This is a genomic window from Paraburkholderia panacisoli (genome assembly GCF_008369935.1).
Taxonomy (GTDB): domain Bacteria; phylum Pseudomonadota; class Gammaproteobacteria; order Burkholderiales; family Burkholderiaceae; genus Paraburkholderia; species Paraburkholderia panacisoli.
Genome location: NZ_VTUZ01000018.1, coordinates 152511 through 176770, shown reverse-complemented (window position 1 = coordinate 176770; position 24260 = coordinate 152511). Strand labels below are relative to the sequence as shown.

At 62.9% G+C, this 24260-nt stretch carries 21 protein-coding genes; 10 read left to right on the top strand and 11 right to left on the bottom strand.

The genetic code is table 11. From position 1 onward, the window contains the following. The first annotated feature begins 148 nt into the window (after positions 1 to 148). On the top strand, positions 149 to 517 hold the full coding sequence (locus tag FVF58_RS25830) for a hypothetical protein (RefSeq protein ID WP_149672662.1): 369 nt from the start codon (positions 149 to 151) through the stop codon (positions 515 to 517). Between the two features lie 53 nt (positions 518 to 570). On the opposite strand, the gene FVF58_RS25825 is transcribed toward FVF58_RS25830, so the two are convergent. After that, positions 571 to 1203 (bottom strand): LysE family translocator, encoded by a 633-nt coding sequence (locus FVF58_RS25825; protein WP_149672661.1) that lies wholly within the window; start codon positions 1201 to 1203, stop codon positions 571 to 573. Positions 1204 to 1467: 264 nt separating this feature from the next. On the opposite strand from FVF58_RS25825, the gene FVF58_RS25820 reads away from it, so the two are divergent. From FVF58_RS25820 to FVF58_RS25805, 4 genes are all read left to right on the top strand, one after another. Further along, the gene (locus FVF58_RS25820) at positions 1468 to 2052 is read left to right on the top strand and encodes an IMPACT family protein (protein WP_149672660.1); all 585 of its coding nucleotides are present in this window, start codon (positions 1468 to 1470) and stop codon (positions 2050 to 2052) included. A 234-nt stretch (positions 2053 to 2286) separates the two neighbouring features. Further along, complete coding sequence (locus FVF58_RS25815; RefSeq protein ID WP_149672659.1) at positions 2287 to 2829, top strand: hypothetical protein; 543 nt, start codon at positions 2287 to 2289, stop codon at positions 2827 to 2829. Positions 2830 to 2950: 121 nt separating this feature from the next. Next, on the top strand, positions 2951 to 3571 hold the full coding sequence (locus FVF58_RS25810; RefSeq protein WP_149672658.1) for a LysE family translocator: 621 nt from the start codon (positions 2951 to 2953) through the stop codon (positions 3569 to 3571). 210 nt (positions 3572 to 3781) lie between these two features. Beyond that, entirely contained in the window at positions 3782 to 4759 is a 978-nt protein-coding gene (locus tag FVF58_RS25805) for a 2-dehydropantoate 2-reductase (protein WP_149672657.1), read from the top strand. Between the two features lie 104 nt (positions 4760 to 4863). Here the strand turns inward: FVF58_RS25805 and FVF58_RS25800 are convergent, their stop codons facing one another. The 3 genes from FVF58_RS25800 to oxlT form a co-directional block, all read right to left on the bottom strand. Continuing rightward, entirely contained in the window at positions 4864 to 6315 is a 1452-nt protein-coding gene (locus FVF58_RS25800) for an aldehyde dehydrogenase family protein (protein WP_149672656.1), read from the bottom strand. An 82-nt stretch (positions 6316 to 6397) separates the two neighbouring features. Next, a complete protein-coding gene (locus tag FVF58_RS25795) occupies positions 6398 to 7345 on the bottom strand; it encodes a LysR family transcriptional regulator (protein WP_149672655.1) in 948 nt (315 codons plus the stop codon). A gap of 30 nt (positions 7346 to 7375) precedes the next feature. After that, positions 7376 to 8722, bottom strand: a complete 1347-nt coding sequence (gene oxlT, locus FVF58_RS25790) for an oxalate/formate MFS antiporter (RefSeq protein ID WP_149672654.1) — start codon at positions 8720 to 8722, stop codon at positions 7376 to 7378. Between the two features lie 396 nt (positions 8723 to 9118). Between oxlT and FVF58_RS25785 the strand changes: the two genes are divergently transcribed. Further along, positions 9119 to 10066, top strand: a complete 948-nt coding sequence (locus tag FVF58_RS25785) for a LysR family transcriptional regulator (protein ID WP_149672653.1) — start codon at positions 9119 to 9121, stop codon at positions 10064 to 10066. A 96-nt stretch (positions 10067 to 10162) separates the two neighbouring features. After that, complete coding sequence (locus FVF58_RS25780; protein WP_149672652.1) at positions 10163 to 10471, top strand: HAD family hydrolase; 309 nt, start codon at positions 10163 to 10165, stop codon at positions 10469 to 10471. Positions 10472 to 10548: 77 nt separating this feature from the next. Here FVF58_RS25780 and FVF58_RS25775 read toward each other — a convergent pair whose 3' ends face one another. From FVF58_RS25775 to FVF58_RS25750, 6 genes are all read right to left on the bottom strand, one after another. Continuing rightward, complete coding sequence (locus tag FVF58_RS25775) at positions 10549 to 11484, bottom strand: NAD(P)(+) transhydrogenase (Re/Si-specific) subunit beta (protein WP_149672651.1); 936 nt, start codon at positions 11482 to 11484, stop codon at positions 10549 to 10551. A gap of 60 nt (positions 11485 to 11544) precedes the next feature. Continuing rightward, positions 11545 to 12369, bottom strand: a complete 825-nt coding sequence (locus FVF58_RS25770) for a fumarylacetoacetate hydrolase family protein (RefSeq protein ID WP_149672650.1) — start codon at positions 12367 to 12369, stop codon at positions 11545 to 11547. A 69-nt stretch (positions 12370 to 12438) separates the two neighbouring features. Further along, positions 12439 to 13686, bottom strand: coding sequence for a formyl-CoA transferase (frc, locus tag FVF58_RS25765; RefSeq protein WP_149672649.1), 1248 nt, complete (start codon positions 13684 to 13686; stop codon positions 12439 to 12441). A 24-nt stretch (positions 13687 to 13710) separates the two neighbouring features. After that, complete coding sequence (locus FVF58_RS25760; protein WP_149672648.1) at positions 13711 to 15474, bottom strand: thiamine pyrophosphate-binding protein; 1764 nt, start codon at positions 15472 to 15474, stop codon at positions 13711 to 13713. Between the two features lie 423 nt (positions 15475 to 15897). Beyond that, on the bottom strand, positions 15898 to 16617 hold the full coding sequence (locus FVF58_RS25755) for a GntR family transcriptional regulator (RefSeq protein ID WP_149672647.1): 720 nt from the start codon (positions 16615 to 16617) through the stop codon (positions 15898 to 15900). Further along, positions 16595 to 16816 carry a hypothetical protein gene (locus FVF58_RS25750; protein ID WP_149672646.1) on the bottom strand — a complete coding sequence of 74 codons (222 nt, stop codon included), beginning with the start codon at positions 16814 to 16816 and terminating at the stop codon, positions 16595 to 16597. The genes FVF58_RS25755 and FVF58_RS25750 overlap by 23 nt, the downstream gene beginning before the upstream one ends. Before the next feature lie 398 nt (positions 16817 to 17214). On the opposite strand from FVF58_RS25750, the gene shiA reads away from it, so the two are divergent. From shiA to FVF58_RS25735, 3 genes are all read left to right on the top strand, one after another. After that, positions 17215 to 18534 (top strand): shikimate transporter, encoded by a 1320-nt coding sequence (gene shiA, locus FVF58_RS25745; protein ID WP_149672645.1) that lies wholly within the window; start codon positions 17215 to 17217, stop codon positions 18532 to 18534. Positions 18535 to 18885: 351 nt separating this feature from the next. Next, on the top strand, positions 18886 to 20289 hold the full coding sequence (locus FVF58_RS25740; RefSeq protein ID WP_149672644.1) for an L-lactate MFS transporter: 1404 nt from the start codon (positions 18886 to 18888) through the stop codon (positions 20287 to 20289). Between the two features lie 10 nt (positions 20290 to 20299). Next, positions 20300 to 20434 carry an MFS transporter small subunit gene (locus FVF58_RS25735; protein WP_149672643.1) on the top strand — a complete coding sequence of 45 codons (135 nt, stop codon included), beginning with the start codon at positions 20300 to 20302 and terminating at the stop codon, positions 20432 to 20434. A gap of 130 nt (positions 20435 to 20564) precedes the next feature. Here FVF58_RS25735 and FVF58_RS25730 read toward each other — a convergent pair whose 3' ends face one another. Then, entirely contained in the window at positions 20565 to 23861 is a 3297-nt protein-coding gene (locus FVF58_RS25730; RefSeq protein ID WP_149672642.1) for a YadA-like family protein, read from the bottom strand. Positions 23862 to 24260: the final 399 nt, after the last annotated feature.

Genomic DNA, 24260 nt, shown 5'->3' with positions numbered 1-24260 from the left:
GCTTCGCAACACGCCTCGCGGCTTGCCACGCATGACTCGGGGACATTGTGAGTCGCTATTTCTTACAACGTCGGGGACTTTCACCCCTTGAACACCACCGGTCTCCCGGCGCACACTGTACATATATACAGTATTTTTCGTCTGAACAATGCGTATCCCACCTTTCGACCCGCCCACGCTCGCAGAATTGCGCGCCTGGTGGCGCACGCACGACGAGCCAGCGGTTCGGCGGCTCATTCTCGAGATCCAGCGGCAGCGGCTCACGCTGCTGGAACTGCGCAACCTGATCGACAGCGGCGTCCAGCAGGCCCGTATGGCGGACCGCGCGCTGGTCGAACGCGGTGAACCGTTGATGACGCTGCGCATCAGAATGGCGCAGGAAGTATTGCGAGTCGGCGACATCGACGACACCCGGCAGATGAGCCGCGCCGAACAGGACAAGCTCGCCGCTCGCACGCAAAGCCAGATGGGCTATACGCGCGAAGGGCGCCTGAGACGGCAGCGCCGCAACATGTAACCAGAGCGCGACTGCATTCGACCGTCGCAGTGCGAGACGGTTGCGCGGACCGCTTAGCGCGTTTGCGTAGCCACGCGCAGGCCGAGCGAAATGAACAGCACGCCGATGATCTTGTTCTGCCAGCGAGTCAGCCACGTCAAACGCTTGACGAGTTTGCCCACCGGGCCGATGGTCAACACCAACAACGTCGTGTAAAGCGCGCTCATGCCGACGAAGATCAATCCTAGCGTGATGAACTGCGCAAACGTGGAACCGTGTTCCGGACGCACGAACTGCGGCAGAAACGCGAGAAAAAACAACGCGGTCTTGGGATTCAACACTTCGGCGGGAATCGCCTGAAAGAACGCTTTCGAGGCCGATAGCGGCGCCACCGCCGGCATCTGCGGGCTGCCCGCCAGCTTTTTCTCGCGCAACGCGCGAACACCCAGATAGACGAGATAGGCGGCGCCGACAAATTTCACCGCGTTGAACGCGAGCGCGGAGGTCATCAGCAGCGCGGAAAAGCCGACCGCCGCGCCCAGCGTGTGCATGAAATCGCCGGCGGCAATACCCAGGCCGGTGAGAATGCCGGCCTTACGTCCGCCGTGCACGGTGCGCGTCAAAACCAGCAACACCGCCGGGCCCGGAATCAGAAAAAGCCCGAGCACGACGGCAACGAAAGTCCCCAACGTGGATAGGTCAAGCATGTCGTCTCCTTGACGCGCGGCATTCAATGGACTCGCGCGCGTTCAGCCGGCAATTGTAGACCAATGCGCGGACTTGGATCCGCACGTGGCGCGCCGATATCATGCCGCGGTGAGGCAACGCGCCAGGCCGGCGAACAAACGCGGCGCCCAAGCAACGCATGCGTGATGCGTGGAAGAGGGGCGCGTGATGCGGCAGCGATCCGTTACCATGACGAGCTGGAGCCGCTTGTGGCCTGCACTTTTTCATCCACTGAAGTCCTTGCCTTGCCCACCTACACTTTGCCCGCGGTGTTGAGCGCGGAACTCGAGATCCGCAAGAGCCGCTTCATCGCCTTCGCAATACCGGTGGCCGACCGCGATGCCGCCATGGCCGAGTTGCGTCGGCTGCGCGATGAACATCCCGCCGCGACGCATGTATGCTGGGCGCTGCTCGCCGGCGGCCAGTCCGGCATGTCCGACGACGGCGAACCCTCCGGCACCGCAGGCCGGCCGATTCTCGAAGTGCTGCGGCACCACGATCTGGATGGCGTGCTGGCCGCCGTCGTGCGCTATTACGGCGGCGTGAAGCTCGGCGCCGGTGGTCTGGTGCGCGCGTACACCGATGCAATCGCTTCCGCTTTGCTGGACGCGCCGCGAATAGAAAGGATTGCTCAAGTTTCGCTGAGCGTCGAGGTGAGCTACGCGGACGAGGCCAAAGTGCGCCGATGGATCGATGCCCAAGGCTATGCGCTGGTGGATAGCGCTTATGCCATGCTGGTGAAGATGACGATCCGGTTACCCGTCAACGCGCTCGACGATGCGCAGCGAGCGCTGGTGGATATGACGCAAGGCAAGGCGGGATTCTTTTGAGGAAGCGGGAGCATCGGCACGAGCGCCGCTGGACTTCGACGCGTGCCTCGCTCGGGACGCCCATGGGCCCGGCTCGCTGTTACCATGCTGTTCTCTACAGAGTTGACTCCATTGAAAAGGGCTACGCCTCTGACCTCGACTGCCGCTTTTTCCAGCACAGCGCCTGAGTCGCCGCAACCGGGCCTGGCTTTGCCGCGCTCGACCAGCGCCGCGCGCGCACCGTTGAGCTCCACCATGCTCAAGGGTTGCGGCGCCGTCGCGCTGCCGTTGCTGCTGTCCGCGTGCTCATGGTCGTGGTTCGGCCTGAACAGCAGCGCGCCGCGCGCGAACGCGCATCCTACCGGCTGGCTCAGCGTTGCCCCGACTCGCGACTTCGCCTACTTGCCCGCTCGCGGAGGACAAGTTTCGCCGAATCGCATCGAAAACACGGCGATGACCGGCATCGTCCTCAAAGACGATGTTGCGGTAACCGTGCGCAACAGTGTCGCGCGCAGTTTGCAGATTGCGGGCTTTCACATCGACGACGGCAAGCGCGTGCTCAGCGGCAGCATCGAAACGTTCACAGTCGACGACGCGCGGTCGCCGGCCTTCTGGACGTTGAAGATGCGCTACGTGGTCACCGATACCGCGACTCGCAAAGTCGTGTTCTCGACCACGAAGACAGTGAAACAGCAGTCGCCGAAATTCACCAATAGCATCATCGCGATTGAAGATACGGTGAAGCTGAGCGTCGACGCGTTGATTGGCGATCCGGGGTTCGTCAAAGCCGTGAATTGAACGCACCGGCGTTGAAGCTGCCGACATTGCGACAGACGGTCTTCGCTACAATCCGGTTAGACGTGTCGCGCCGTCTTGCGGCGCGATTCTTCAGAATCCTACGTTCACGTTGCAAATCATCATGTCCCTCACTGCCTGGCTATTCTTCTTGCCCGCCTGTTTCGCGATCAACCTCGCCCCCGGGCCCAACAACCTCCTGTCGATCAACGTGGCGGCGCGGCATGGTTTCATGACGGCATTCGTCGGCGGCACGGGCCGGCTGGTCGCATTCGCGATGATGCTGGTGCTCGCCGCAACCGGACTCGCCGTCGTATTGCATGCGTCGGAGTGGTTCTTTTTGGCGATCAAACTGGCCGGCGCCGCGTATCTGATCTGGCTGGCCATTCAACTATGGCGCAGCGATGCGCCGGCAATCGACACCTCGCAACCGCAGGACGCTTCGCTCGGACGAATCGCGCGGCAGGAGTTTCTCGTCGCCGCGGGCAACCCGAAAGCGATTCTGGTCTTCACCGCGTTCCTGCCGCAATTCGTCGATGTCGCGAAGCCGATACTGGCGCAGTTCGCGGTGCTCGGCGCGAGCTTCCTGGTGCTCGAATGGGTGGCGGTCGCGCTGTATTCGTGGGCGGGGATGCATCTCGGGAAATGGCTGGTGCGCGCGAAGGTTCGGCGGTGGTTCAATCGCGTTTGCGGCGGGTTTCTGGCGGCGATCGGCGTGAGTTTTTTGTTGGTGAGGCGGGGGTGAGGCTGCGCAAGGCAAATTAGATCAGCGCTGAACCGCTCTGCCCCCATGTGTCCCCGGCCCCTCTTCCATAAACGATCACTAATGCTTTGGCCGAGAAACTTTAACTATCTGCATTCGTCCCGCCCCTTTATGCTCGGACAGTGACCTGCTGCCGCGCACGGCGTCTGCGGCAGCGGGCAAGCGACTTTTCACAGTCACGGGAGCGGCATCATGAAGATCTGTATCTTCGGAGCGGGAGCAATTGGCGGTTTGATGGGCGTGCAACTCGCACGCGCCGGCGCGGACGTGAGTTTCATCGCGCGCGGCGCACATCTGGCGGCCATGCGCGAACATGGCGCGCGTCTGATCATGGACGGCGAGACTTTCAGCGCGCCGGTTCGCTGCACGTCGGACCCGCGCGAACTCGGCGTACAGGACTTCGTGATCATCACGCTGAAGGCGCATTCGCTGCCCGGCGTGGTCGATGCGATGCAGCCGCTGCTCGGCAAGCACACGGCGATCGTCACCGGTGTCAACGGCATTCCCTATTGGTACTTCCATCAACACGGCGGACGCTTCGCGGGCACGCGCCTCGCAAGCGTCGACCCGGACGGCACTCAATGGACCAAGCTCGGTCCCGAACGGGCGATCGGCTGCGTGCTGTATCCCGCTGCGGAGATCGTCGAGCCGGGTGTCATCAAGCATGTGTACGGCAAGAAATTTCCGATCGGCGAGCCGAGCGGCGAACGCACGCCCCGCATTCAGCAGTTGCACGAAATCATGCAGGCGGCAGGTTTCGATGCGCCGATTCGCGACAACATCCGCGACGAAATCTGGCTCAAGCTGTGGGGCAATCTGTGCTTCAACCCGATCAGCGCCTTGACGCATGCCACGCTCGACGTGCTCACCAGCGACCCGGGCACGCGCGCGGTATCACGCACGATGATGCTCGAAGCAAAGCGCATTGCCGAACAATTCGGCGTGCACTTTCGGGTCGATGTGGAAAAGCGGATCGATGGCGCGGGCGCGGTCGGCGCGCATAAGACATCGACGCTGGTCGACCTGGAAAATCGCCGCCCGATGGAAATCGATCCGCTGTTGACGGTAGTACAGGAAATGGGCCGCCTCGTCGCCGAGCCGACGCCCACCATCGACGTGGTGCTTGCGCTGATCAAGCTGCGTGAGCGGATGGCATTGCAGGGCGATTGAGCGGAGCGTCGCGACGTTCCGTTGTTCGTGGCATTTGCCGCGATAGAAAAGGATCGAACGCTGTACGCGTTCGATCCTTTTTCTCGTTGACTCCGCTACCGGCGCTATTGATCGATCGCCAGCCACACCGCCTTCGGCTCGGTGAAGTTTTCAATCGCGACGTCGCCATGCTCGCGGCCGAAGCCCGAGTCGCCGGCCCCGCCCCACGGCAGACGCACGTCGGTATAGCCGTAGGTATTGATCCACACGGTTCCCGCCTTCAGGTCCCGCGCCACCCTGTGCACCCGTCCGATGTCCGCGCTCCACACCCCGGCCGCAAGGCCGTACAACGTACCATTGGCAATCCTGAGCGCATCGGCTTCGTCGTCGAAGCGAATCACGCTGGCAACCGGACCGAAAATCTCTTCCTGCGAAATGCGCATTTCGTGTTCGACGTTGGCGAACACCGTCGGCTCGACGAAGAAGCCGCGATCGCCGATCCGCGAACCGCCGGTCACGAGCGATGCGCCTTCGGCTCTTCCCGCTTCGACATAGCCGAGCACGGTTTTCATCTGCGCGGCGGAGATGAGTGGACCCATCGACGTTTCACGCGCCGACGGATCGCCGATCTTGATCGACTTCGCGCGCGCGGCGAGGCGCTCGACCACTTCGTCGTACACGTCGCGATGCGCGAGGATGCGCGAACCTGCCGAACACACCTGGCCGGTATTGAAGAAAATGCCCGAGGCCGCGGCGCGCACCGCATTGTCGAGATTCGCATCCGGGAAGATCAGGTTCGCCGACTTGCCGCCGAGCTCCAGCGTGACGCGTTTGAAGTTGACGGCGGCGCCTTGCAAAATGCCGCGCCCGACCGACGGCGAGCCCGTAAACGTCACTTTGTCGACGCCCGGGTGAGCCACCAGCGCATCGCCGACCACACGCCCCTTGCCGGTGACGATATTCAGTACTCCGGGAGGTACGCCCGCTTCGAGCGCCAGCTCGCCGATGCGCAACGCGGTAAGCGGCGTGATTTCGGCGGGCTTGACGATCAGCGTGCAGCCGCATGCGAGGGCCGGCGCGATCTTCCACATGCCGATCATCAGCGGGAAATTCCACGGCACGATCGCGGCAACCACGCCCACCGGCTCGCGCACCGTGTACGTCAGCGCATCGGGGCGCGCCGGCACCACCTGACCGTTGATCTTGTCGCACCAGCCTGCGTAGTATTCGAGCGTATCTATCGCGGCTGGAATGTCCTGGCGCATCACAGCGGCAATCGGCTTGCCGGCGTCGAGACTTTCGAGTGCGGCGAGTTCGTCGAGATTGTCGCGCATCAGGCCCGCGAGCCGCGCCAGAATGCGGCCGCGCTCGGCCGCGCGGATCGAGTTCCACACCTTCAGCGCGGCGCGTGCCGCCTGCACTGCCGTATCCACGTCAGCGGCGCTGCCTTGGGCCACCAGCGCGATCGGTTCTTCGGTGGCGGGGTTGATGTCGACGGAATACTCGCCGGTGCCGGGCGGCAGGCGCTTGCCGTCGATCAGCAAATCATGGTGTCTGAGGTCGGTTTCAGTTTCCATCATGAAGCTCCTTGAGTGGATGTTACGTGGCGGACTGCTGGCGGAGGCAACTGAACAGAAGCGCCAGCAATCGAGGCCGACCCTAAGGCTCGTGCAAGACGGTTCGGCTTTGCGCAACGGCCGTGCGCGAGACTGATTGTGACGCAGACGGCGCGGCGAACTGCGTCCAGGCCGCGGCAGCATTCGGTCGAAGGGAACGATTCCGGCGATGCACCAGCAACGTGGCGACGGTCACTTCCGGAACCAGAGGCCGGCTCACTAGCGCTTCACCCGGCGACGGCCAATGCGCATCGACCGGCAACACGCCGACGCCAAGGCCCAACTCGACCATTCGCGACACTGCGGCGACATGGCCAAGTTCCTGCAACGGCCGCCGCTTCAATTCATTCGCGTTGAACGCAAGGTCGAGCGCCGCGCGAACACCCGTGTCCGCATTCAGCGTGATGATCCCCCATTCGCGCAGCGCGCGCCACGCAATGCTGTCGTGCCGGGCCAACGGATGTGTGGGCGTGATCACCGCGTGCAGCGGCGTCGTGAAGACCACTTGCGCGTGCAGCAAATCGTGGTCGAACGGTTCGGCCAGCGATATCACGCCGAAGTCCACCTCACCGTGTTCCACACTCGCGAGCACGGCGCTTTGCGACTGATCCCTGACGGACACGACCAACTCGGGAAACGCCGACGCGCAGCGTGCAAGCGCCTGCGCAACCCAGCCCGACGACAACACCGGATTGCTCGCCAGCACCACGACGCCGGTATGTCCGTCGTAAGCCGTGCGCTCGGCGAGCAAAGTCAATTCGATTTCGTCGAGCAAGCGGCCGATTCTTCGCTCCAGACTCGCGCCCGCATTCGTCAATTGAACCTGGCGTGTGGTGCGGTCGAACAGTTTCAACTCAACGGCGTCTTCGAGTTCGCGCACACAGCGGCTCACTGCCGACTGCGTCAAATCGAACTCGCGCGCCGCGCGCGTGAAACTCCGCTCACGCGCGACGGCGACAAACACCTTGAGCTGCTGCAACGATACGTTCATGACGAGACTGACGCGCGCGTGCCACTCATGTCATTCCCCGGACTGTTCAGGCCAGTGGCTCAGGCGTGAAGCCTTGCCGTTGTTGCCCGCGACCGCCAGCACGCCTTGCGGCTCGTTGGCCGATTCGATCCAGCGCGCGCGCATCGGCGCGAGCACGAACTTCGCGGAGATGCCCGCGGCGATCGTGATCACGGCGGACACGATGAAAACGAGACTCCAGCCGCCCGCTGCGGCGAGCACCGATGCGACCGGCACCAGCAAAGCCGCCGTGCCTTTCGCGGTGTACAACGTGCCCGCGTTCGCCGTTGCATATTTGCTGCCGAACGTATCGGCGCAGATCGCCGGGAAGATCGAGAAGATCTCTCCCCAGAAAAGGAAGATCAGCGCGGCGAACGTCATGAACGCGTACGGATTGCTGCCGAACTGCATCAAGCCGAGCAACGCCAGGCCCTCGCCGATGAAGATCAGGAACATCGTGTTTTCGCGGCCGATCTTGTCGGAGATGAAACCGCACAGCGGACGCGTCAAGCCGTTGAAGATGTTATCGATCGAAAGCGTGACGGTGAGCAGCGGCAAGGTCATGCCGAGGAACGACATCGGAATGCGAGCGAGGCCCCAGTCTCTCGCGATTGGACCGATTTGCGCAGTCGCCATCAGACCGCCCGCCGCGACTGCCACGAACGACACGTAGATCACCCAGAACACCGGTGTCTTGATCATCTGGCGCGATGTAAAGTCGGCCTTCGACACCGCGAATTTGCTCGGGCGGATCGCTTTCTGGCGCAGCGCCGGCCTCACCAGAAGCAACGCTAGCAGCAGAATGCTGACGCCCTGCAGGATGCCGAAGAAGAAGAACGCATGCTCGTATCCCGAGCGCGTAATCATGTTGGCAATCGGAATCACCGTGATCGCCGCGCCCGCGCCGAAGCCCGCGGCCGTCAGACCCGCGGCGAGACCGCGCCGATCGGGAAACCACTTGAGCGCATTGCCGACACACGTGCCGTACACGCCACCCGCGCCAATCCCGCCGATGACCGCCGACGCATACAGCACGCCCAACGTCGTCGCGTACGAATTCATCACCCACGACAAGCCCGCGCATACCGCGCCCGCCGCAACCACGGGCCGTGGCCCGAACCGGTCGACCAGCCAGCCCTCGAACGGCACGAGCCACGTTTCAGTCAGGATGAAAATAGTGAAGGCAAGCTGGATGGACGCTTCGCCCCAGTGATGCCTGGCGTTCATCGGTCCGACGAACAACGTCCACGCGTATTGCAGATTGGCCACGAGCGCCATGCACACTATGCCGATAACGAGTTGCCACCAACGACCGCTCCAAAACATTCGAGTCGGGGTTTGCTGGGTGATATTGTCCATGAGCCTTGTCTCCACTATGTATTTAGTGCGGCCGGTCAACGTCCCGAAGGCAGTTTCCTTCGGGGAACCCGCCGCGCTGTATGTGTCCCACCTTATGGTTTAAACCCGAAAAGCCTTGCTATTCGGGAAGATTTAATTGTTTATTTTTCGACTTCTTTAAAAAAACATCAAACTCAAAACATCACGATTTCCGCAAGCCGATTATTCCGACAATTAATGCGTTGACATAAAAACTTGCCGGGCTGTTTCGTCCGCCACGCTTGGCGTCTGAGCGTTAACCCGCATACTTCACCGGCAATTTCGCTTCCTTATACAGAGCCATGCTAGGGTGATTGCTGAATTACTAATAATTAAAGTTTGTTATTATGTCGATTCACATTTGCTTATATATCGGCGATGACAATGCGCAATGCGACTCTGCGGCAATTGAAGGTCTTCGAAACGGTGGCGCGCCACTTGAGCTTCTCGCGCGCCGCAGAGGAATTGCATCTGACGCAGCCCGCCGTTTCCACCCAGGTCCGGCAACTCGAAGAACATGCCGGCCTGCCGCTCTTCGAACAATTGGGCAAAAAGATCTATCTGACGCCGGCCGGCACTGAAATGCTCCACTACAGCCGCGCGATCATTCAGCAGTTCCATGAAGTCGACGAAGCGATGAGTCAGCTCAAGGGCGTTTCCGGCGGCAAGCTGAATGTCGCGGTAATTAGTGCCGGTGATTACTTCTTTCCGCGGCTGCTGGCAGAATTCACGCGCCGATATTCGGGTGTCGTACTCAATCTCGCCGTGCACAATCGCGAAGAACTGCTGCATCAACTCGCGACCAACCAGACCGATATCGCGGTCATGGTGCGCCCCCCGCACGAAACCGACGCGACCAACGAGCCGTTCGCGCCGCACCCGTACGTGATCGTGGCGGCACCCACGCATCCGCTTGCCCACAAGCGCAACATCAAGTTCAGCCAATTGGCAAACGAGGCGTTCATCGTGCGCGAGCGCGGCTCGGATACGTGGAATTCGATGGAAGAAGGCTTTGCCGGCCGTCTCTCCAATCTGAAGATCGCGATGGAAATCAAAAGCACCGAGACGATCAAGCAGGCGGTAATCGCCGGCATGGGCATCGCGTTTCTCTCCGCGCACACCATCAGCCTCGAATTGCAGCTGGGGCATCTGGTCGTGCTCGATGTCGAGAGTTTCCCGGTAATGCTCAACTGGTACGTCGTGCACCGCAAGAACAAACGCCTGCCGCCGGTTGCGGTCGCGTTCAAACGCTTCCTGATGGAAGAAGGCGCGGATCTGATCGAGAAGATCACGCGCGTCAGGGAATTGAGCGTGTATAAGCAGTAGGTTATGAAAAACCAATAAAACTTTAACTATTGTAAATCTATCAGTACTTCTATGCTGCAAGCGTGTTCTCTCACTTGGCAGCCCAGGAGGCCGATCATGAACCACGTTCCGGTTGAATCTCGCACCGCCAGCACGGGCACTGCCCGTCTTTCCGCCGACCATCCCGACGACGCTCATCTGAGCGCCTACAACGCCGCGTTCAGCGACCTCGGTCTGCGCTTTCGCTGGGACCGCGCGACACTCGACATGCTGAAGGAATTCAGTGGCGAAGTGGCCCGCATCACGGCATACATCGAGCGGTATCACAGCCATCTTCACCGCGCATACGATGCAGACTTTCTCGCGCAACTGATCTTGCACAAGAAAGACCAGTACTACAGCGAGTTCGCGGTGGCGGCGGACTGAAAACATCGGCGGGCTGAGGGTCACGTCAGGCCCGCCGCGCTTCACGCTTGCCGTTCGATATGTGGGCATTTTCATATTCAGCGGCGCGCGATGAAATGAGTCGGGCGATGCCAGGCGCGCATGCGTTGACGCCTCGTCACGCTCGCGCCGTCATGCCCTCCTCGACGGTATCGATATGCCGACGCGCGCAGCGTGCCCGTCTCGCGTGGTGTCCATGCCGGTTCCTCTCCGCCATGCCACTCGATCTGTGCGAGCAGTCCTCGCTTGTCCAGCGCGAGGCCACCGCAACGCGCGGCAAACGCATGCACGTGTAACGCGTGGCTCACGTGGCTCGCATCGCCGGCTGCGGAATACTCGCGGCTGATCATCAGATGCACGCCCAGCGAGCATGCCAGCGCGCTCATTGCAAGCAGCGCGGCAAGTCCGAACGGCTGCGCCTGCTCGGTCACGAAGCCGTAGCCCAGCCAGGCGCACAGCAAGATCGCAAATAGATTGACGATGCGGTGGCCCGGACGCGTCACTGCCTTCAACTGCAGCGCACCGCGTAATTTGCACAACGCAATCGCGCAAGTGGCGAAGATCAGCGCACCAATGAATACCGCGGCATAGAGTTCGATTCGCTCGGCATTCGCGCGCCCCGTTGCCGCCGACAGATAGCGCACTATCCCGCCCGACATAACGGCGAGGCCCATGCCGCTGCCCAGCAGCGTAACAAGACGTGGCCGCCGCGTCAGATCACAGCCGCGCACGAGCCATGCGCCGAACACGGCGCCTGCCACCGACGCGTCGATCACCGCGTCGCTCGCCCCCGTTCCCGCCGCTAGCAATCCTGCAAGCACGGCGGCCAACGCGCCCGCGTGCCAATACGGTCGACGAGTCGATTTGCGGTCCAGCAGCCGTTGCCCGACCGCGGCAAGCGCAACCGTCAACACAGAGGCCAACGCGGCGGCAAGAGCCGCTGCCAGCGCCAAAAACACGCTCATCCACGCGGCACTGTCAGACGTTTGCAGCATGCGTGACCCTCCGGTTTGCGATGCAAGGACGCGGCTCAGGGGCCGCATACTTCTGCGCCTTCAGACAACTCCCGCCGTCGCGGCTGTCCCGGACTGCCCAGCGGCATCGGTGCGCCCGGCGGCGCTCAACGTATTGCTGAGCGTGCCGATTCCGTCGATCGTGATCGACACCATCGCGCCATCCCTGATCGATCCGACGCCCACCGACGTCCCGCACGCGATCACATCGCCGGGTTCCAGCGTGAGATCCTGCGAGATCATGCTCACCTGCTCAGCGGGCGAAAACACCATGTCGGCGAGCGGATAGTTCTGCCGTTCGACGCCATCGAGCATCGTCACGAGACGCGCTGGCCGCCAGTCGAAACCGGAGACGATCGCGGGTCCGATACAGCAGAACGTATCGAATCCTTTCGCGCGGCACCACTGCGGAAAGTGCGGATTCTCATTCAGCAGATCGGCGGCGGTCACATCGTTGACTGGGGTGTAGCCGAAGATCGCATCGGCCGCCTCTTCGAGGCTCGCATTGCGGCAGCGCCGGCCGATCACGATGCCGAGTTCGCCTTCATAGACAATCTTGCCCGCGTAGCCGGGCGGTCGCTGGATCGGCTCGCCCGAACCGATCACCGAGCCCGCCGGCTTGAGCAGAAAGAGCGGATGCGCGGGCACGGGTTTGTCGAGCTTCGCCGCCAGCGCGTGATAGTTGTTCCACAGCGCAACGATCTTGCCGGGCGCGCAAGGCGCCAGCGGCGTCAGCGCGCGCGACGACAGCACCGCCCCGGTCGGCACGGGCCGCTCGAGACTCTCGTATTCGTGCAGATAGCCACCTTCTACCCGGCCGAACACGATGCCACCGTCGTTCGACTTGAACCGCATCCACGTATCCATTCATCGCTCCCTGCGCGCTTGCGCACGACCTTTCGTTGACTACGGACCTTGACTGCCGGTTGCGCGCGACTAGATCGCGCCGGCCGTACGCAACGCGCTGATCTGCTCAGGCGAATAGCCGAGTTCAGCCATCACTTCATCCGTATGCTCGCCGAGCAGCGGCGAGCGTTTGACCTCGGTCGGACTGTCGGACAGTTTGATAGGATTGCCAACTGTCAGATACTTGCCGCGCGTCGGATGATCCACTTCGACAATCGTGCCGGTTTTGCGCAGCGAAGGCTCCGCGGCGATTTCCTTCATCGACAGGATCGGCCCGCACGGAATATCGTACTTGTTGAGGATCTGCATGGCCTCGAACTTGGTCTTGGTCATCGTCCAGCGCTCGATCTCGGCGAAAATCTCCTTCAGACGCGGCAGGCGCGCAGGGGCCGTCGCGTAGTCAGGGTCCGTGGCCCACTCTTCCTTGCCGATCACGTTGCAGATCTTCGCCCATACCGGCGCCTGCGTGATGAAGTAGATATACGCGTTCGGGTCGGTTTCCCAGCCCTTGCACTTCAGAATCCAGCCCGGTTGGCCACCGCCGGACGCATTGCCCGCACGCGGCACCGCTTCATCGAACGTCCCGTTCGGATATTGCGGATACTCTTTCATCACGCCGGTTCGATCGAGCCGCTGCTGGTCGCGCAGTTTCACGCGGCACAGATTGAGCACGCCGTCCTGCATTGCCGCGAGCACGCGCTGACCGCGACCGGTATGCGTACGCTGATACAGCGCCGTGACGATGCCGAGCGCCAGATGCAAGCCCGTGCCGCTATCGCCGATCTGCGCGCCGCTCACGACCGGCGGGCCGTCGTCGAAGCCGGTCGTCGAGGCCGCGCCGCCCGCGCATTGCGCGACGTTCTCGTAGACTTTGCAGTCCTCATAAGGCCCGGGACCGAAGCCCTTCACCGACGCCACGATCATGCGCGGATTCAGTTCCTGAATGCGCTCCCAGGTGAACCCCATGCGATCCAGCGCGCCCGGCGCGAAGTTCTCCACCAGCACGTCGCATTTCTGGATCAACGCTTCGAGCACCTGCTTTCCTTCCGGGTTCTTCGTATCGATCGTGACCGAACGCTTGTTGTGATTGAGCATTGTGAAGTACAAGCTGTCCACGTCCGGAATATCGCGCAACTGCTCGCGCGTGATGTCGCCTGCGCCGGCCCGCTCCACCTTGATTACGTCCGCGCCGAACCATGCCAGCAATTGCGTGCAGGTCGGTCCCGATTGCACATGCGTGAAATCGAGAATGCGCACACCGTCGAGTGCTTTGCTCATGTCGTGTCTCCTGAAGGCTGCGATTTACTTGTACATAGTCTGGTTCTTCGTGCCCGGTGCGTACTCGCGCGGGTCGACCCAGATGTTGACCACCGCCGAGCGGCCGGTGCGATGAATCGCTTCGCGGGCGCGCTGCAATGCGCCGGCAATCTGCGCCGGATCGCGCACTTCCTCGCCGTGGCCGCCGAGCATTTCAGCGAACTTGCTGAACGGCACATCGCTCAGCAGGTTGCCAACATTGCCGCGCTCTGCGCCGTATTTGGCGAGCTGGCCGTAGCGGATCTGATTCATCGCCGAGTTGTTGCCGATCACTGCGAGATACGGCGCGCCGAAGCGGTTGGCGGTTTCCATGTCGAACGCGGTCATGCCGAACGAGCCGTCGCCGTAGTAGCACAGCACTTCCTTGTGCGGATGCGCGAGCTTGGCCGCGAGCGCGAAGCCAGTGCCCACGCCGAGCGAGCCGAGCGCGCCCGGGTCCATCCATTGACCCGGACGGCGCGGGCGCACCGCTTGCGCGGAAATCGTCACGACGTCGCCGCCGTCGCCGATGTAGACGGTGTCGTCGGAGAGGAATTCGTTGAGCTCGTAAGCGACGCGGTACGGATGAATCGGCGAGCTATTCGACTTGAAGAGCGGCATGAGTTTTTCGGTCGCGCTCGCTTCGGCGTCCTGCAACTGCGCCATCCACTTGCGGCGCGCCTGGCGCTTGTCGTCTTTCAGGCGGCCGCTCGCGGCTTGCAGCACGGCCGCCAGGATTGCGCCCGGATCGCCGACGAGGCCCAGGTCGATATCGCGATTCTTGCCGACCGTCCGGTAGTCCATGTCGATCTGCACCAGCGTCAGCTCCTTGCTGATGCGCTTGCCGTAACCCATGCGGAAATCAAACGGCGTGCCGACGACGATCAGCACGTCGGCATTCGCAAACGCCTGCGAACGTGTGCGGTCGAAATGGTGCGGATCGCCCGGCGGCAGCAGCCCGCGGCTCGCACCGTTGAAATAGCCGGGGATGTCGATGCCGCGCAGTAGCGCGATCGCCTCTTCATGGCCGCGCGCGGTCCACACCTGCTGCCCGTACAGAATCGCGGGCCGCTCGGCATTCACGAGAATGTCCGCGAGTTTTTCGATGTCGCGCGGATCGCCGACCGATTTCGTCGACGCCCGATAGTGCCCCGATTGCGGCACGATCGCGCGCGTCACGTCCACTTCGCGGTCGAGCACGTCGCGCGGAATTTCCAGGTAGGACGGGCCGGGCGCGCCGTTGAAGCACTCGCGCGCCGCCATCGAGATCATGTCCGCGACCCGTTCAGTGCTCGACACGCTGGCGGCGAACTTGGTGATCGGCGCCATGATGTCGACGTGCGGGAGGTCCTGCAGCGAGCCCATCTTGTGCTGCGTCTGCGCGCCCTGTCCGCCGATATGCAGGACCGGGCTCTCGGACCGGAACGCCGTGGCGATGCCCGTCACCGCGTTCGTGCAGCCGGGGCCGGCGGTCGTGACCACGCAGCCGAGCTTGCCGGTCTGACGCGCGTAGCCGTCGGCCGCGTGGGCGGCGACCTGCTCGTGGCGCACGTCGATGATGCGAATTCCCTCGTCGACGCAGCCGTCGTAGATGTCGATGATGTGGCCGCCGCACAGCGTGAAGATCGTGTCGACCCCTTCGTTTTTCAGCGCCTTCGCAACCAGATGGCCGCCCGAGATGACGCCGGCATCGCGGGTTTTCTGCCTGAGCGTGTCATCGGCTGTCGTGCTGCCCGGTTTCGGACTCAGGGATGAAACAACTGCGGACATGGTTGTCTCCTGTCACTCGGTTGTGCAACGGTCATCGACGGCCGCATTCGCTTCGACATGCGCCCGTCGTCACCGACGTCTTGCTGGCCGCGCTACATACCGTATGTGATATATCACATTCAAGCAAGGCCAATTTCGAGGACGTCCGCTTCGGGGTTGCGTGGCGCTATTGCTTACCAGTCATGGCTTTGCGGCGAAAAATCCGTTGGCTTTCATGCTCCGCCAAGGGAAAACACCGATTCGCGATGCGTTTGGCTCGCTGTTGATATATCACATACCATATTTTTGAAGCCGTCAAGCGAGGTTTATCCCTCGGCTGTGAACAGGCCTCGCGAGCGGCGCGCAAACGAAAAGGCCCGCGGTGTTTTCACACCGCGGGCCTTTCTTCAGTCCGCCACGTCCAGTCGCAGACTCCAGCAGCCATCAGTCCAGAAAATCGCAATTCGCCTCGACGAACGCCGCGAGATCCAGCGAATGCTGACGCACCAGCCGCTCGGCCAGTTCGGTATCGCGCTGCTCCAGCGCCTCGATGATCCGCAGATGATCGACGATCGAACGCGACGCGCGGTCGCTCTGCGAAATGGTCATGCGCCGGATTGCCCGTACGTGGATGAAGATGTTCTTGATCGTGTCGAGAATGATCTGCGACTTCGACAACTCGACGATTGCCTGATGAAACGCGATGTTCGCGTCCGAATACTCGGCGATGTGCTCGGCCGGCGTCGCGTCGCGGAAATTGTCGAACATGTGGCGCAGGCGGGCGATTTCCTCGTCGCTGGCGTGCAGCGTGGCGAGGCGCGCCGCCATACTTTCGAGCGCCGCCCACATCTGGATCATCTCGACGATTTCCCGCTTGCTCTTGCGCACGATGTAAATGCCGCGCCGCGGCACCATGCGCAAAAAGCCTTCCTGTTCCAGCAGGGTCATCGCCTCGCGCACCGGCGTGCGGCTCACGCCAAGCGATTCGCTCAGCACGCGCTCGTCGAGACGGATTTCTTCGCGATTCCGGTAGATGTCCGCGTCGGCAATCGCCTGGCGCAGCATCGCATACGCTTGATCGCGCAAGCTCGCGCTCGCGCCGATCGGCTGCAACGACAAGGTGAGCGGAGTGGCCACCGTTTCAGTTTGAAGTTCTGACGACATTCATCGCCTCTGCTCGAACATGCGTGCGATACGGCGCAGGCGCCGCTGCGCCGCGCTGCTCGCCCAAGCCGACGAAGCGGCCATGTTGCGATGCAAGCTGCGCGACCCGCTGCGGAATCCACTCGGTCAACAAGACGGTGCCCGCAGCACCCAAACCCACAACAGCAATAGCGAAAAGCATAAGAGACGCAAATTCCACTTGTAACTCCAAACGATTGAGTGAACGAATGACTCAATCATATGCTGCAATGCCGCATTTATCAATATTCGGTATGTAGTATATCAGCAGATGTTGTTTTCCGGTGACATGAATTTGTCACCGTCAGCGCATTTGTCACGTTAGCACGCGGCGGCCAGCGCCGCTTCGCTGTTGCGGCCGCTTCGATCCAGCTAGCCCGCCTCGGTGTAAACGCGCAAAACGCGCGCTATGCGCGCAGCTGCGTTCGATGATCGCGCAAAATCGCCACCGAGCGGATTGTGAGATCCGCTTCGCATCATTAACCTTCCGGACATCCTGCCACGGATCGGCTGCGGCCACGGCCCTGCCTCCGCCGCCGATCCCCTCCCGCAGTCCGCAAGTTCCAAGGAGACAGCGTTATGAGCACCACCCTCCCGAAGGCCACACCGGCCGCCCACGCCACCGCGCGCAACCAGGCGCGCAAGGCCGCGCTCGGCAGCTTCGTCGGCGCCGTGGTCGACTGGTACGACTTCTTGCTGTATGGCATCGTCGCCGCGCTCGTGTTCAACGCCGAGTTCTTCCCTCAAGTCAGCCCGGCCATGGGCACGCTCGCCGCATTCGCCACCTTCGGCGTCGGCTTCCTGTTCCGTCCGCTCGGCGGCTTCGTGTTCGGTCACTACGGCGACCGCCTCGGACGCAAACGCATGCTGGTGCTCACGGTGATGATGATGGGCCTGTCAACCGCAGCGATCGGGCTGCTGCCGGCCTTCTCCACGATCGGCTGGTGGGCGCCGGTGCTGCTCGTGACCTTGCGCGCGATTCAGGGCTTCGCGGTCGGCGGCGAATGGGGCGGCGCGGCGTTGATGGCGGTCGAAAGCGCGCCGGAAAAAAAGAAAGCGTTCTACAGCAGCGGTGTGCAGGTCGGCTATGGCGTGGGTCTCGTGCTATCGACCGGCCTGGTCGCGCTGATCAGCCGTTCGATGGACAACGCATCGTTCCTGAGCTGGGGCTGGCGCCTGCCGTTCCTATTCAGCGTGGTGCTGGTGCTGATCGCGCTGTGGATCCGCTCGAGCATGGAAGAGTCGAAGGAGTTTGTCGAAAAAGTCGGCAAGCGTGGCGAGCGCAGCGTGCGCCTGCCGATCGTCGAAGCGCTGCTGCGACATCCGAAAGCATTCCTGCTGATCATCGCGTTGCGCCTCGCTGAGTTGTTCACGATGTATATCGTGACGGCGTTCGCGCTGAACTACTCGACGGCGAACCTGCACATGCCGCGCGAATTTTTCCTGACGATCGGCCTGTTGGTCGGCGCGCTGAGCTGCGTGACGATTCCGTGCTTTGCGTTGCTGGCGGATCGCTTCGGCCGCCGCCGCGTGTACATCATCGGCGCGCTGGTGGGCATGTTGAGCGCGGTGCCGTTCTTCCTCGCGCTCGAAGCGCGCTCGACGGTGTGGATCGTGGTGTTCGCCGTGATGCTCGCGAACATCGCGCATGACATGGTGGTGAGCGTGCAGCAACCGATGTTCACCGAACTGTTCGGCACTGAGTATCGCTACAGCGGCGCGGGCGTGGGTTATCAGGTGGCGAGCGTAGTCGGCGGCGGCTTCACGCCGTTCATCGCCGTAGCGCTGGTCAGCTTTGCCGGTGGCTCATGGCATCCGGTGGCCGCGTATCTGGCGATCGGCTGCCTGATCTCCGTACTCGTCGCGGCGAAGATGAAGACCGGGCGCGGCGTCGCCTGATACCCGCGAATCAATGACTGCCCAAACGGGCCGGCGTGGCGCAGATGCCACGGCCGGCCCGTTTTGTCTTTGCGCCTCGGGTTCGTTCGCGCGTTCGCGCGGCCTGCCGGGCCGGGACGGATATGGGAGGATTTTCGTCAGGAGAGTGCCTTATGTTCTGGAGCTTCATATTGCAAAGGCGAAATTCGCGAACTATCGTTCGTCGAAGCAAAATTCCGCACGAATTTGCCGGTGTCACATGAAAAAAATGCATATAGACAAGGCGCGCGAGCCTACAGGTTTTACGCTGCATCGCCTCAAGCATTGAGTACCAGACGCCGATAACAAAGAATCCCTCAACGGAGACCGACCATGAGCAGCATCACCGAGCCGGGCGACAAGCCAGACTCCGCCCCATTCTTTTCGAAGCAGGCCACCGTTGCGAAACCGGGTTTTTCGCGCTGGATGGTCCCGCCCGCAGCCCTTGCCGTCCATCTGTGTATCGGCCAGGCGTATGCCTTCTCCGTATTCAACGGCCCGCTGACCAAAGTGATCGGCATCACCCAATCCGCCGCCGATGACTGGTCACTGACCGCGCTCGGCTGGATCTTTTCGCTGGCGATCGTGTTCCTCGGTTTGTCGGCCGCGTTTGCGGGCAAATGGCTCGAACACGTCGGCCCGCGCCGCACGATGTTTACTGCCGCATGCTGCTTCGGCGGCGGCTTCCTGGTCTCAGCGCTCGGCGTGCACCTGCATCAGATCGCGCTGCTCTATCTCGGCTACGGCGTGATCGGCGGGATCGGGCTCGGCCTGGGGTATGTGTCGCCGGTGTCGACGCTGATCCGCTGGTTTCCAGACCGCCGCGGCATGGCAACCGGCATGGCGATCATGGGTTTCGGCGGCGGCGCGATGATCGCCGCGCCGTTGTCGGTGGCGCTGATGAACCACTTCCGCAGCGCGACGAGCGTCGGCGTGGCCGAGACCTTCGTCGTGCTCGGCATCGCGTACTTCATCTCGATGTCGATCGGCGCGCTCGCGATCCGCGTGCCGGCCGCCGACTGGAAGCCGGCCGGCTGGACGCCCGCCGCGACCACCCAGAAGAAGATGATTTCGCGTAACCACGTGCATATCGATCAGGCGTTGAAGACGCCGCAGTTCTATCTGATCTGGCTGGTTCTGTTTCTCAACGTGACGGCCGGCATCGGCATTCTCGGCCAGGCGTCGGTGATGATTCAGGAGAGCTTCAAGAACACGGTGACGGCGGCGGCGGCGGCCGGTTTCGTCGGTTTGCTGTCGTTGTTCAACATGGGCGGCCGTTTTGTGTGGGCCTCGGCTTCGGACTGGATCGGCCGCAAGAACACCTACTCGGTCTTCTTCGTGCTCGGCGCGGTGCTGTACTACTTGGTGCCGAGTTTCGCGACGTCCGGCCAGATCGCGCTGTTCGTGCTCGCCTATTGCGTGATCCTGTCGATGTACGGCGGCGGCTTCGCCACCGTGCCCGCTTATCTCGCGGACATGTTCGGCACGGCATTCGTCGGCGGCATTCACGGCCGCCTGCTGACGGCGTGGGCCGCCGCCGGCGTCGCCGGGCCGGTGCTGGTGAACTACATTCGCGCGTATGAAGTTGCGAACGGCGTCGCCAAAGCGGATGCCTACACCATGACCGTTCACATCATGGCCGTGCTGCTGGTGATCGGCTTTGTCTGCAACCTGCTGGTCAAGCGTGTGGACGACAAGCACCACATGACCGATGCACAACTCGCCAAAGGCGCCTAAGGAGATACGCATGTCGACCGCTCAGATTCAAACCGCGCCTGAGTCCAGCAAGGCGAAGCTCGCAATCTTCTGGCTGTACGTGATGATTCCGCTGGCATGGGGCGTGGTCAATACGATCTCGCAAGCAATGAAGCTGTTCAAATAAAGGCTGGCTTCGCACCCCGCGCGTTCAGACGACGGGGTGCTGGCGGCGCGTACGCAACGCGCCGCCGCCCATGCCCTCCCTCGCGACACCCTCTTCGCGCCGCTCACGCGCATCGCACTTCCCCTCTGCGCTACCACTGATACGCCGCGCCGGCGCCGACCGTCGTCGTGGCCGAGCTGATGCCCGCGCCGACTTTCACCTTCAGATTCTGCGTGACGCGCGCGGACAAGGCGACGGCCACCGCCTGATAGCCCTTGTACCCGGCGGTCGCGACTCCGAGCGCGAGGTTCTTCGTCGCATCGACCTCCGGGACCATCGTCAGCGCGATCGCCGACGCGGTGCCCGAATACGCGTTGCGCGCGACCTCGCTGAGGCCGCCCTGGAATTGCTGCATGTTCACGGCGTCGGTGGGCGCCTGACCTGCGGCGACATGGGTGACGCGCCGCTCGTTGCCCGCCGAGCCCACCGATACGGTGCCGGTCTGGTCGGCGACCGAGCCCTCGCCGAGCGCCACCGAATTCGGCGCCGACGCTATAGCGCCGCCGCCGATCGCAACGGAGCCGTTGCCGATCGCCTGCGCCGCATCGCCAGCGCTCTTGACGGACACATATGCGTCGCCGGTGGTTTGAACGTTGTTGATGGCCTGGCCGAGGTTGCTGAGCTGCTGGTTGGTGCTATAGAGTTGCGCGCCGGTCACGGCATCGGTGCTGGTGGGCGATAGTTCGCCATCCTTCAGATTGGTCAGCTGGACCTTCGGTGCATTCGCCGCCGTGCCGCCGAGCGTGATCCTGTCATGGGCCGACGTATCGTACTGCACCGCATTCGCGACCGCACCGTTGAGGTTGCCGAGGGTGGTTTGCAATCCCGCGATATCGGTGGTGTTCTGCGTGACACGGCCATCCAGATTGGTGAGCGCACCGCCTACGTTGTTCACGACCGTGCCGCCCACGTTATAAGACGGCGCCGTCACCGTGCCATCCGGATTGACGGTCGCACCGCCGCCCAGCGCCACCGCCGTGCTCGCCGCTTGCGCATACAGTTGCGAGCCGTTGACCGCGTCGCTGCTTGACGGACTGACCGCGCCCTGCGCGACCCCGGTCACGACCCGATTGCCCGCCGTGCCGGCCATGTTGACTAGCGAGCCGTCCGTGGTCGCGCCGACGTTGATCGCGCGCGAGGCCGGGTCTTGCGTGACCACACCGATGCCGCCGGTCGCCAGGTTCTGCTGCAACGTGCTGAGGCCGTTGTCGAGCGAGCCAAGCGCGTCGCCGACCGTGGCTTGCGTGCCGCCCTGCACGTGATACGTGGGCGCGGTCACCGAGCCGTCCGCGTTGATCTGCGCGCCGCCGCCGAGGGCAGCCACCATCGGTTTGAACTGGCCGAGATTGACCGCGGACGCGTCTGTCGTGCCCGCGGCGATTCCAGTGAGTTCGCGCGCGCCGGCGGTGCCGGTGAAATCGACGCGCGCGCCATCCGTGTCTTTGGCGACGCTGAGATCGCGCGACGTCTGATCCTGCTTGACGAGGCCGATCTCGCCGTTCGTGATCTGGTTCGTGATGTTGGTCACGTCCCCTTCCACGATCGAAGTGCGCGAGTCGAGATTGGTGATCGCCGAGGTGTTGTCGGTGACGCGCTGGTCGAGATTCGTGATGCTGCTGGTATTCTGCGCGACCGCCTGATTGGTGCTGAACAGCTGCGCACCGTTGACCGCGTCGGAACTGCCGGCGGTGAGATTGGCGTCGCGCACGTTGGTGACCTGGACCGGCACCGCCGCGTTGCCCAGCGAGACTTTGTCATGCGCTGGCGAGTCGTACTGGAGCGCATCGGTGCCGGCCTGAACACTGGTCGTGACGGCTGCCGCGAGGGCCGCGCCCACGTCGGTATATGTGGCGCCGCCGATGTTGTAGACAGGCTTGTGCAACGTGCCGTCCGGATTGATCGCGGCGCCGCCGCCGAGCGATTCGACGACCGGACTGAGTTGCCCCAGATTGACCGCCGAGCCCGCCGCCGTGCCGGCCGCGACGCCGAGCAGCTCACGCGGCCCCGCTGTACCGGTGAAGTCGACATGCGTGCCGTCCGTGCTGTTCCCGACCCGCAGATCGCGCGAGACCGGGTCTTGCTGAACGAGACCCAGCGTGCCGTTGGTAATTTTGCTGAGGTTGTTCGTGATGTCGGTAATCGATGTCGAATTTTGCGTGACCGCCTGATCGACGCCATACAGCTGCGAGCCGGTCACAGCCTCGGAACTGTCGGCGCTCACCGTGCCGTCGGCGATGTTACGGAGCTTGACGGGCGTGCCCGGGTTGCCGAGTGTCGCGACGTCGTGCTGCGCGCTGTCGTAGCGCAACGCGTCGCCGCTCGCGCGCACACCCTCCGACGCGGCTGCGGCCAGCGCCGAGCCGACGTCGTTGTAAGTCGTGCCGCCAACGGTATAGGACGGCGCGACCACCGCGCCGTTCGAGTCGATCGACGCGCCGCCGCCGAGCGCGTCGGCCACCCCGGCGAGCTGGCCGACGTTGACCGCATCGGTGGCTTGCGTGCCGGCGGCGACATAGGCGATCTGCCGGCTCTGCGTGCTGTTGCCCAACGACACTACGTTCGCGCGATCCGCGACCGAATCGCCGCCTAACGCCACCGAGCCCGCCGCGCTGGCCGTGGCATTCGAACCCAGCGCCAGCCCATTCGCCCCGCCGCTTGCGATGAACGCGTTGTAGCCGATCGCCAGCCCGCCGGCCGCCCCGGCGTAGGCAAACGCGCCGAGCGCCGCGCTATTGAGTCCGATCGAGCGGGAGTTGTAGCCGATCGAAACCGAGTTGTCCGCCATGACACCGACCGTGGCCGCCGCACCGACGACCGTCGAGTAGGGTGACAGCGCGCCCGCCGAGGCGCCGATCGCCGTTGAACTCCTGCTAGCCGCGCCCGACTCGGCGCCGATGGCGAGCGCATTGATATTCGCGGCGGTCGCCGCCGGGCCGATCGCCATCGCGTTCATATCGTTTGACGCGCTGGTGCTGGTGCCTTGCACGACGTTGGGGCTGACGGCGATGTAGTCGGTCACCGGCGGGGTACCGGCAGCCGCGAGCATCACGACCGGCTGCGCGGCGGCACCTTCCGGCGTACCTGCGAACACGCTTGCGTTGGCGATCGCGGCGTCCCTCGCCGCATCATTGGCGTCGGCCGTGGACGTGCTTGGCGTTTGCGCAGTCAGCGCCTGCGCGACGTCGAGACAGTTCGGCGCCTGGGACGTGCAATCGTCGGCACGGGCTGCCTGTGAAAACGCCAATGCGCTCAACAGGCCGGCACTGGCGGCCAGCAGCGCCCGGCACGCCGACGCGCCTGTCGCACCACGTCGCCCGGCCAGTTCGGACGCTGCGGCATAGGTGCGGGTCGTGGTGTTCCATACGGTTTTATAGGTCTTGTTCAACATCCCTCCCAAGTCTTTATCGAAACACACTCGCCAAGTTTTTTCCTATGGCTTCCTAAATATTTGGCACGGTCAAGCTGAAACTTAGGAATACAACGCGCTTCCACTTGGCCGGCAAAAGCGATGTGGACAGTGTCTTCAACGGGACCAAAAAAGGAAATACGAAAACTCCTAAAAGAGCTACAAACAAGCTCTCATAGGCTAAACGGTATAGTGCATTTCGGAGGCTACGGCGATGTCGCGGGAATCGTCTTATGCCAGCCCATATTTCACAGGCCGTTTTAAGCTCTTTTCAGATTCATAGCGCGCGAAAGACAGAGCGCAAGCCAAGCCCGCGATCCGCAAAGAGGCGTGACACGGAGAACAAAACGAATCAGATCAGCTCACGCGAGACACGAGCCA

What these genes read in the sequence shown, in the direction of transcription:
- FVF58_RS25740 (WP_149672644.1), top strand. Translation starts at nt 18,886, where the DNA reads ATGAGCAGCATCACCGAGCCGGGCGACAAGCCAGACTCCGCCCCATTC.
- FVF58_RS25770 (WP_149672650.1), bottom strand. Translation starts at nt 12,369, where the DNA reads ATGGATACGTGGATGCGGTTCAAGTCGAACGACGGTGGCATCGTGTTC.
- FVF58_RS25800 (WP_149672656.1), bottom strand. Translation starts at nt 6,315, where the DNA reads ATGGAAACTGAAACCGACCTCAGACACCATGATTTGCTGATCGACGGC.
- shiA (WP_149672645.1), top strand. Translation starts at nt 17,215, where the DNA reads ATGAGCACCACCCTCCCGAAGGCCACACCGGCCGCCCACGCCACCGCG.
- FVF58_RS25810 (WP_149672658.1), top strand. Translation starts at nt 2,951, where the DNA reads ATGTCCCTCACTGCCTGGCTATTCTTCTTGCCCGCCTGTTTCGCGATC.
- FVF58_RS25795 (WP_149672655.1), bottom strand. Translation starts at nt 7,345, where the DNA reads ATGAACGTATCGTTGCAGCAGCTCAAGGTGTTTGTCGCCGTCGCGCGT.
- FVF58_RS25825 (WP_149672661.1), bottom strand. Translation starts at nt 1,203, where the DNA reads ATGCTTGACCTATCCACGTTGGGGACTTTCGTTGCCGTCGTGCTCGGG.
- FVF58_RS25785 (WP_149672653.1), top strand. Translation starts at nt 9,119, where the DNA reads ATGACAATGCGCAATGCGACTCTGCGGCAATTGAAGGTCTTCGAAACG.
- FVF58_RS25805 (WP_149672657.1), top strand. Translation starts at nt 3,782, where the DNA reads ATGAAGATCTGTATCTTCGGAGCGGGAGCAATTGGCGGTTTGATGGGC.
- oxlT (WP_149672654.1), bottom strand. Translation starts at nt 8,722, where the DNA reads ATGGACAATATCACCCAGCAAACCCCGACTCGAATGTTTTGGAGCGGT.
- FVF58_RS25780 (WP_149672652.1), top strand. Translation starts at nt 10,163, where the DNA reads ATGAACCACGTTCCGGTTGAATCTCGCACCGCCAGCACGGGCACTGCC.
- FVF58_RS25830 (WP_149672662.1), top strand. Translation starts at nt 149, where the DNA reads ATGCGTATCCCACCTTTCGACCCGCCCACGCTCGCAGAATTGCGCGCC.
- frc (WP_149672649.1), bottom strand. Translation starts at nt 13,686, where the DNA reads ATGAGCAAAGCACTCGACGGTGTGCGCATTCTCGATTTCACGCATGTG.
- FVF58_RS25730 (WP_149672642.1), bottom strand. Translation starts at nt 23,861, where the DNA reads ATGTTGAACAAGACCTATAAAACCGTATGGAACACCACGACCCGCACC.
- FVF58_RS25760 (WP_149672648.1), bottom strand. Translation starts at nt 15,474, where the DNA reads ATGTCCGCAGTTGTTTCATCCCTGAGTCCGAAACCGGGCAGCACGACA.
- FVF58_RS25755 (WP_149672647.1), bottom strand. Translation starts at nt 16,617, where the DNA reads ATGTCGTCAGAACTTCAAACTGAAACGGTGGCCACTCCGCTCACCTTG.
- FVF58_RS25775 (WP_149672651.1), bottom strand. Translation starts at nt 11,484, where the DNA reads ATGCTGCAAACGTCTGACAGTGCCGCGTGGATGAGCGTGTTTTTGGCG.
- FVF58_RS25815 (WP_149672659.1), top strand. Translation starts at nt 2,287, where the DNA reads ATGCTCAAGGGTTGCGGCGCCGTCGCGCTGCCGTTGCTGCTGTCCGCG.
- FVF58_RS25735 (WP_149672643.1), top strand. Translation starts at nt 20,300, where the DNA reads ATGTCGACCGCTCAGATTCAAACCGCGCCTGAGTCCAGCAAGGCGAAG.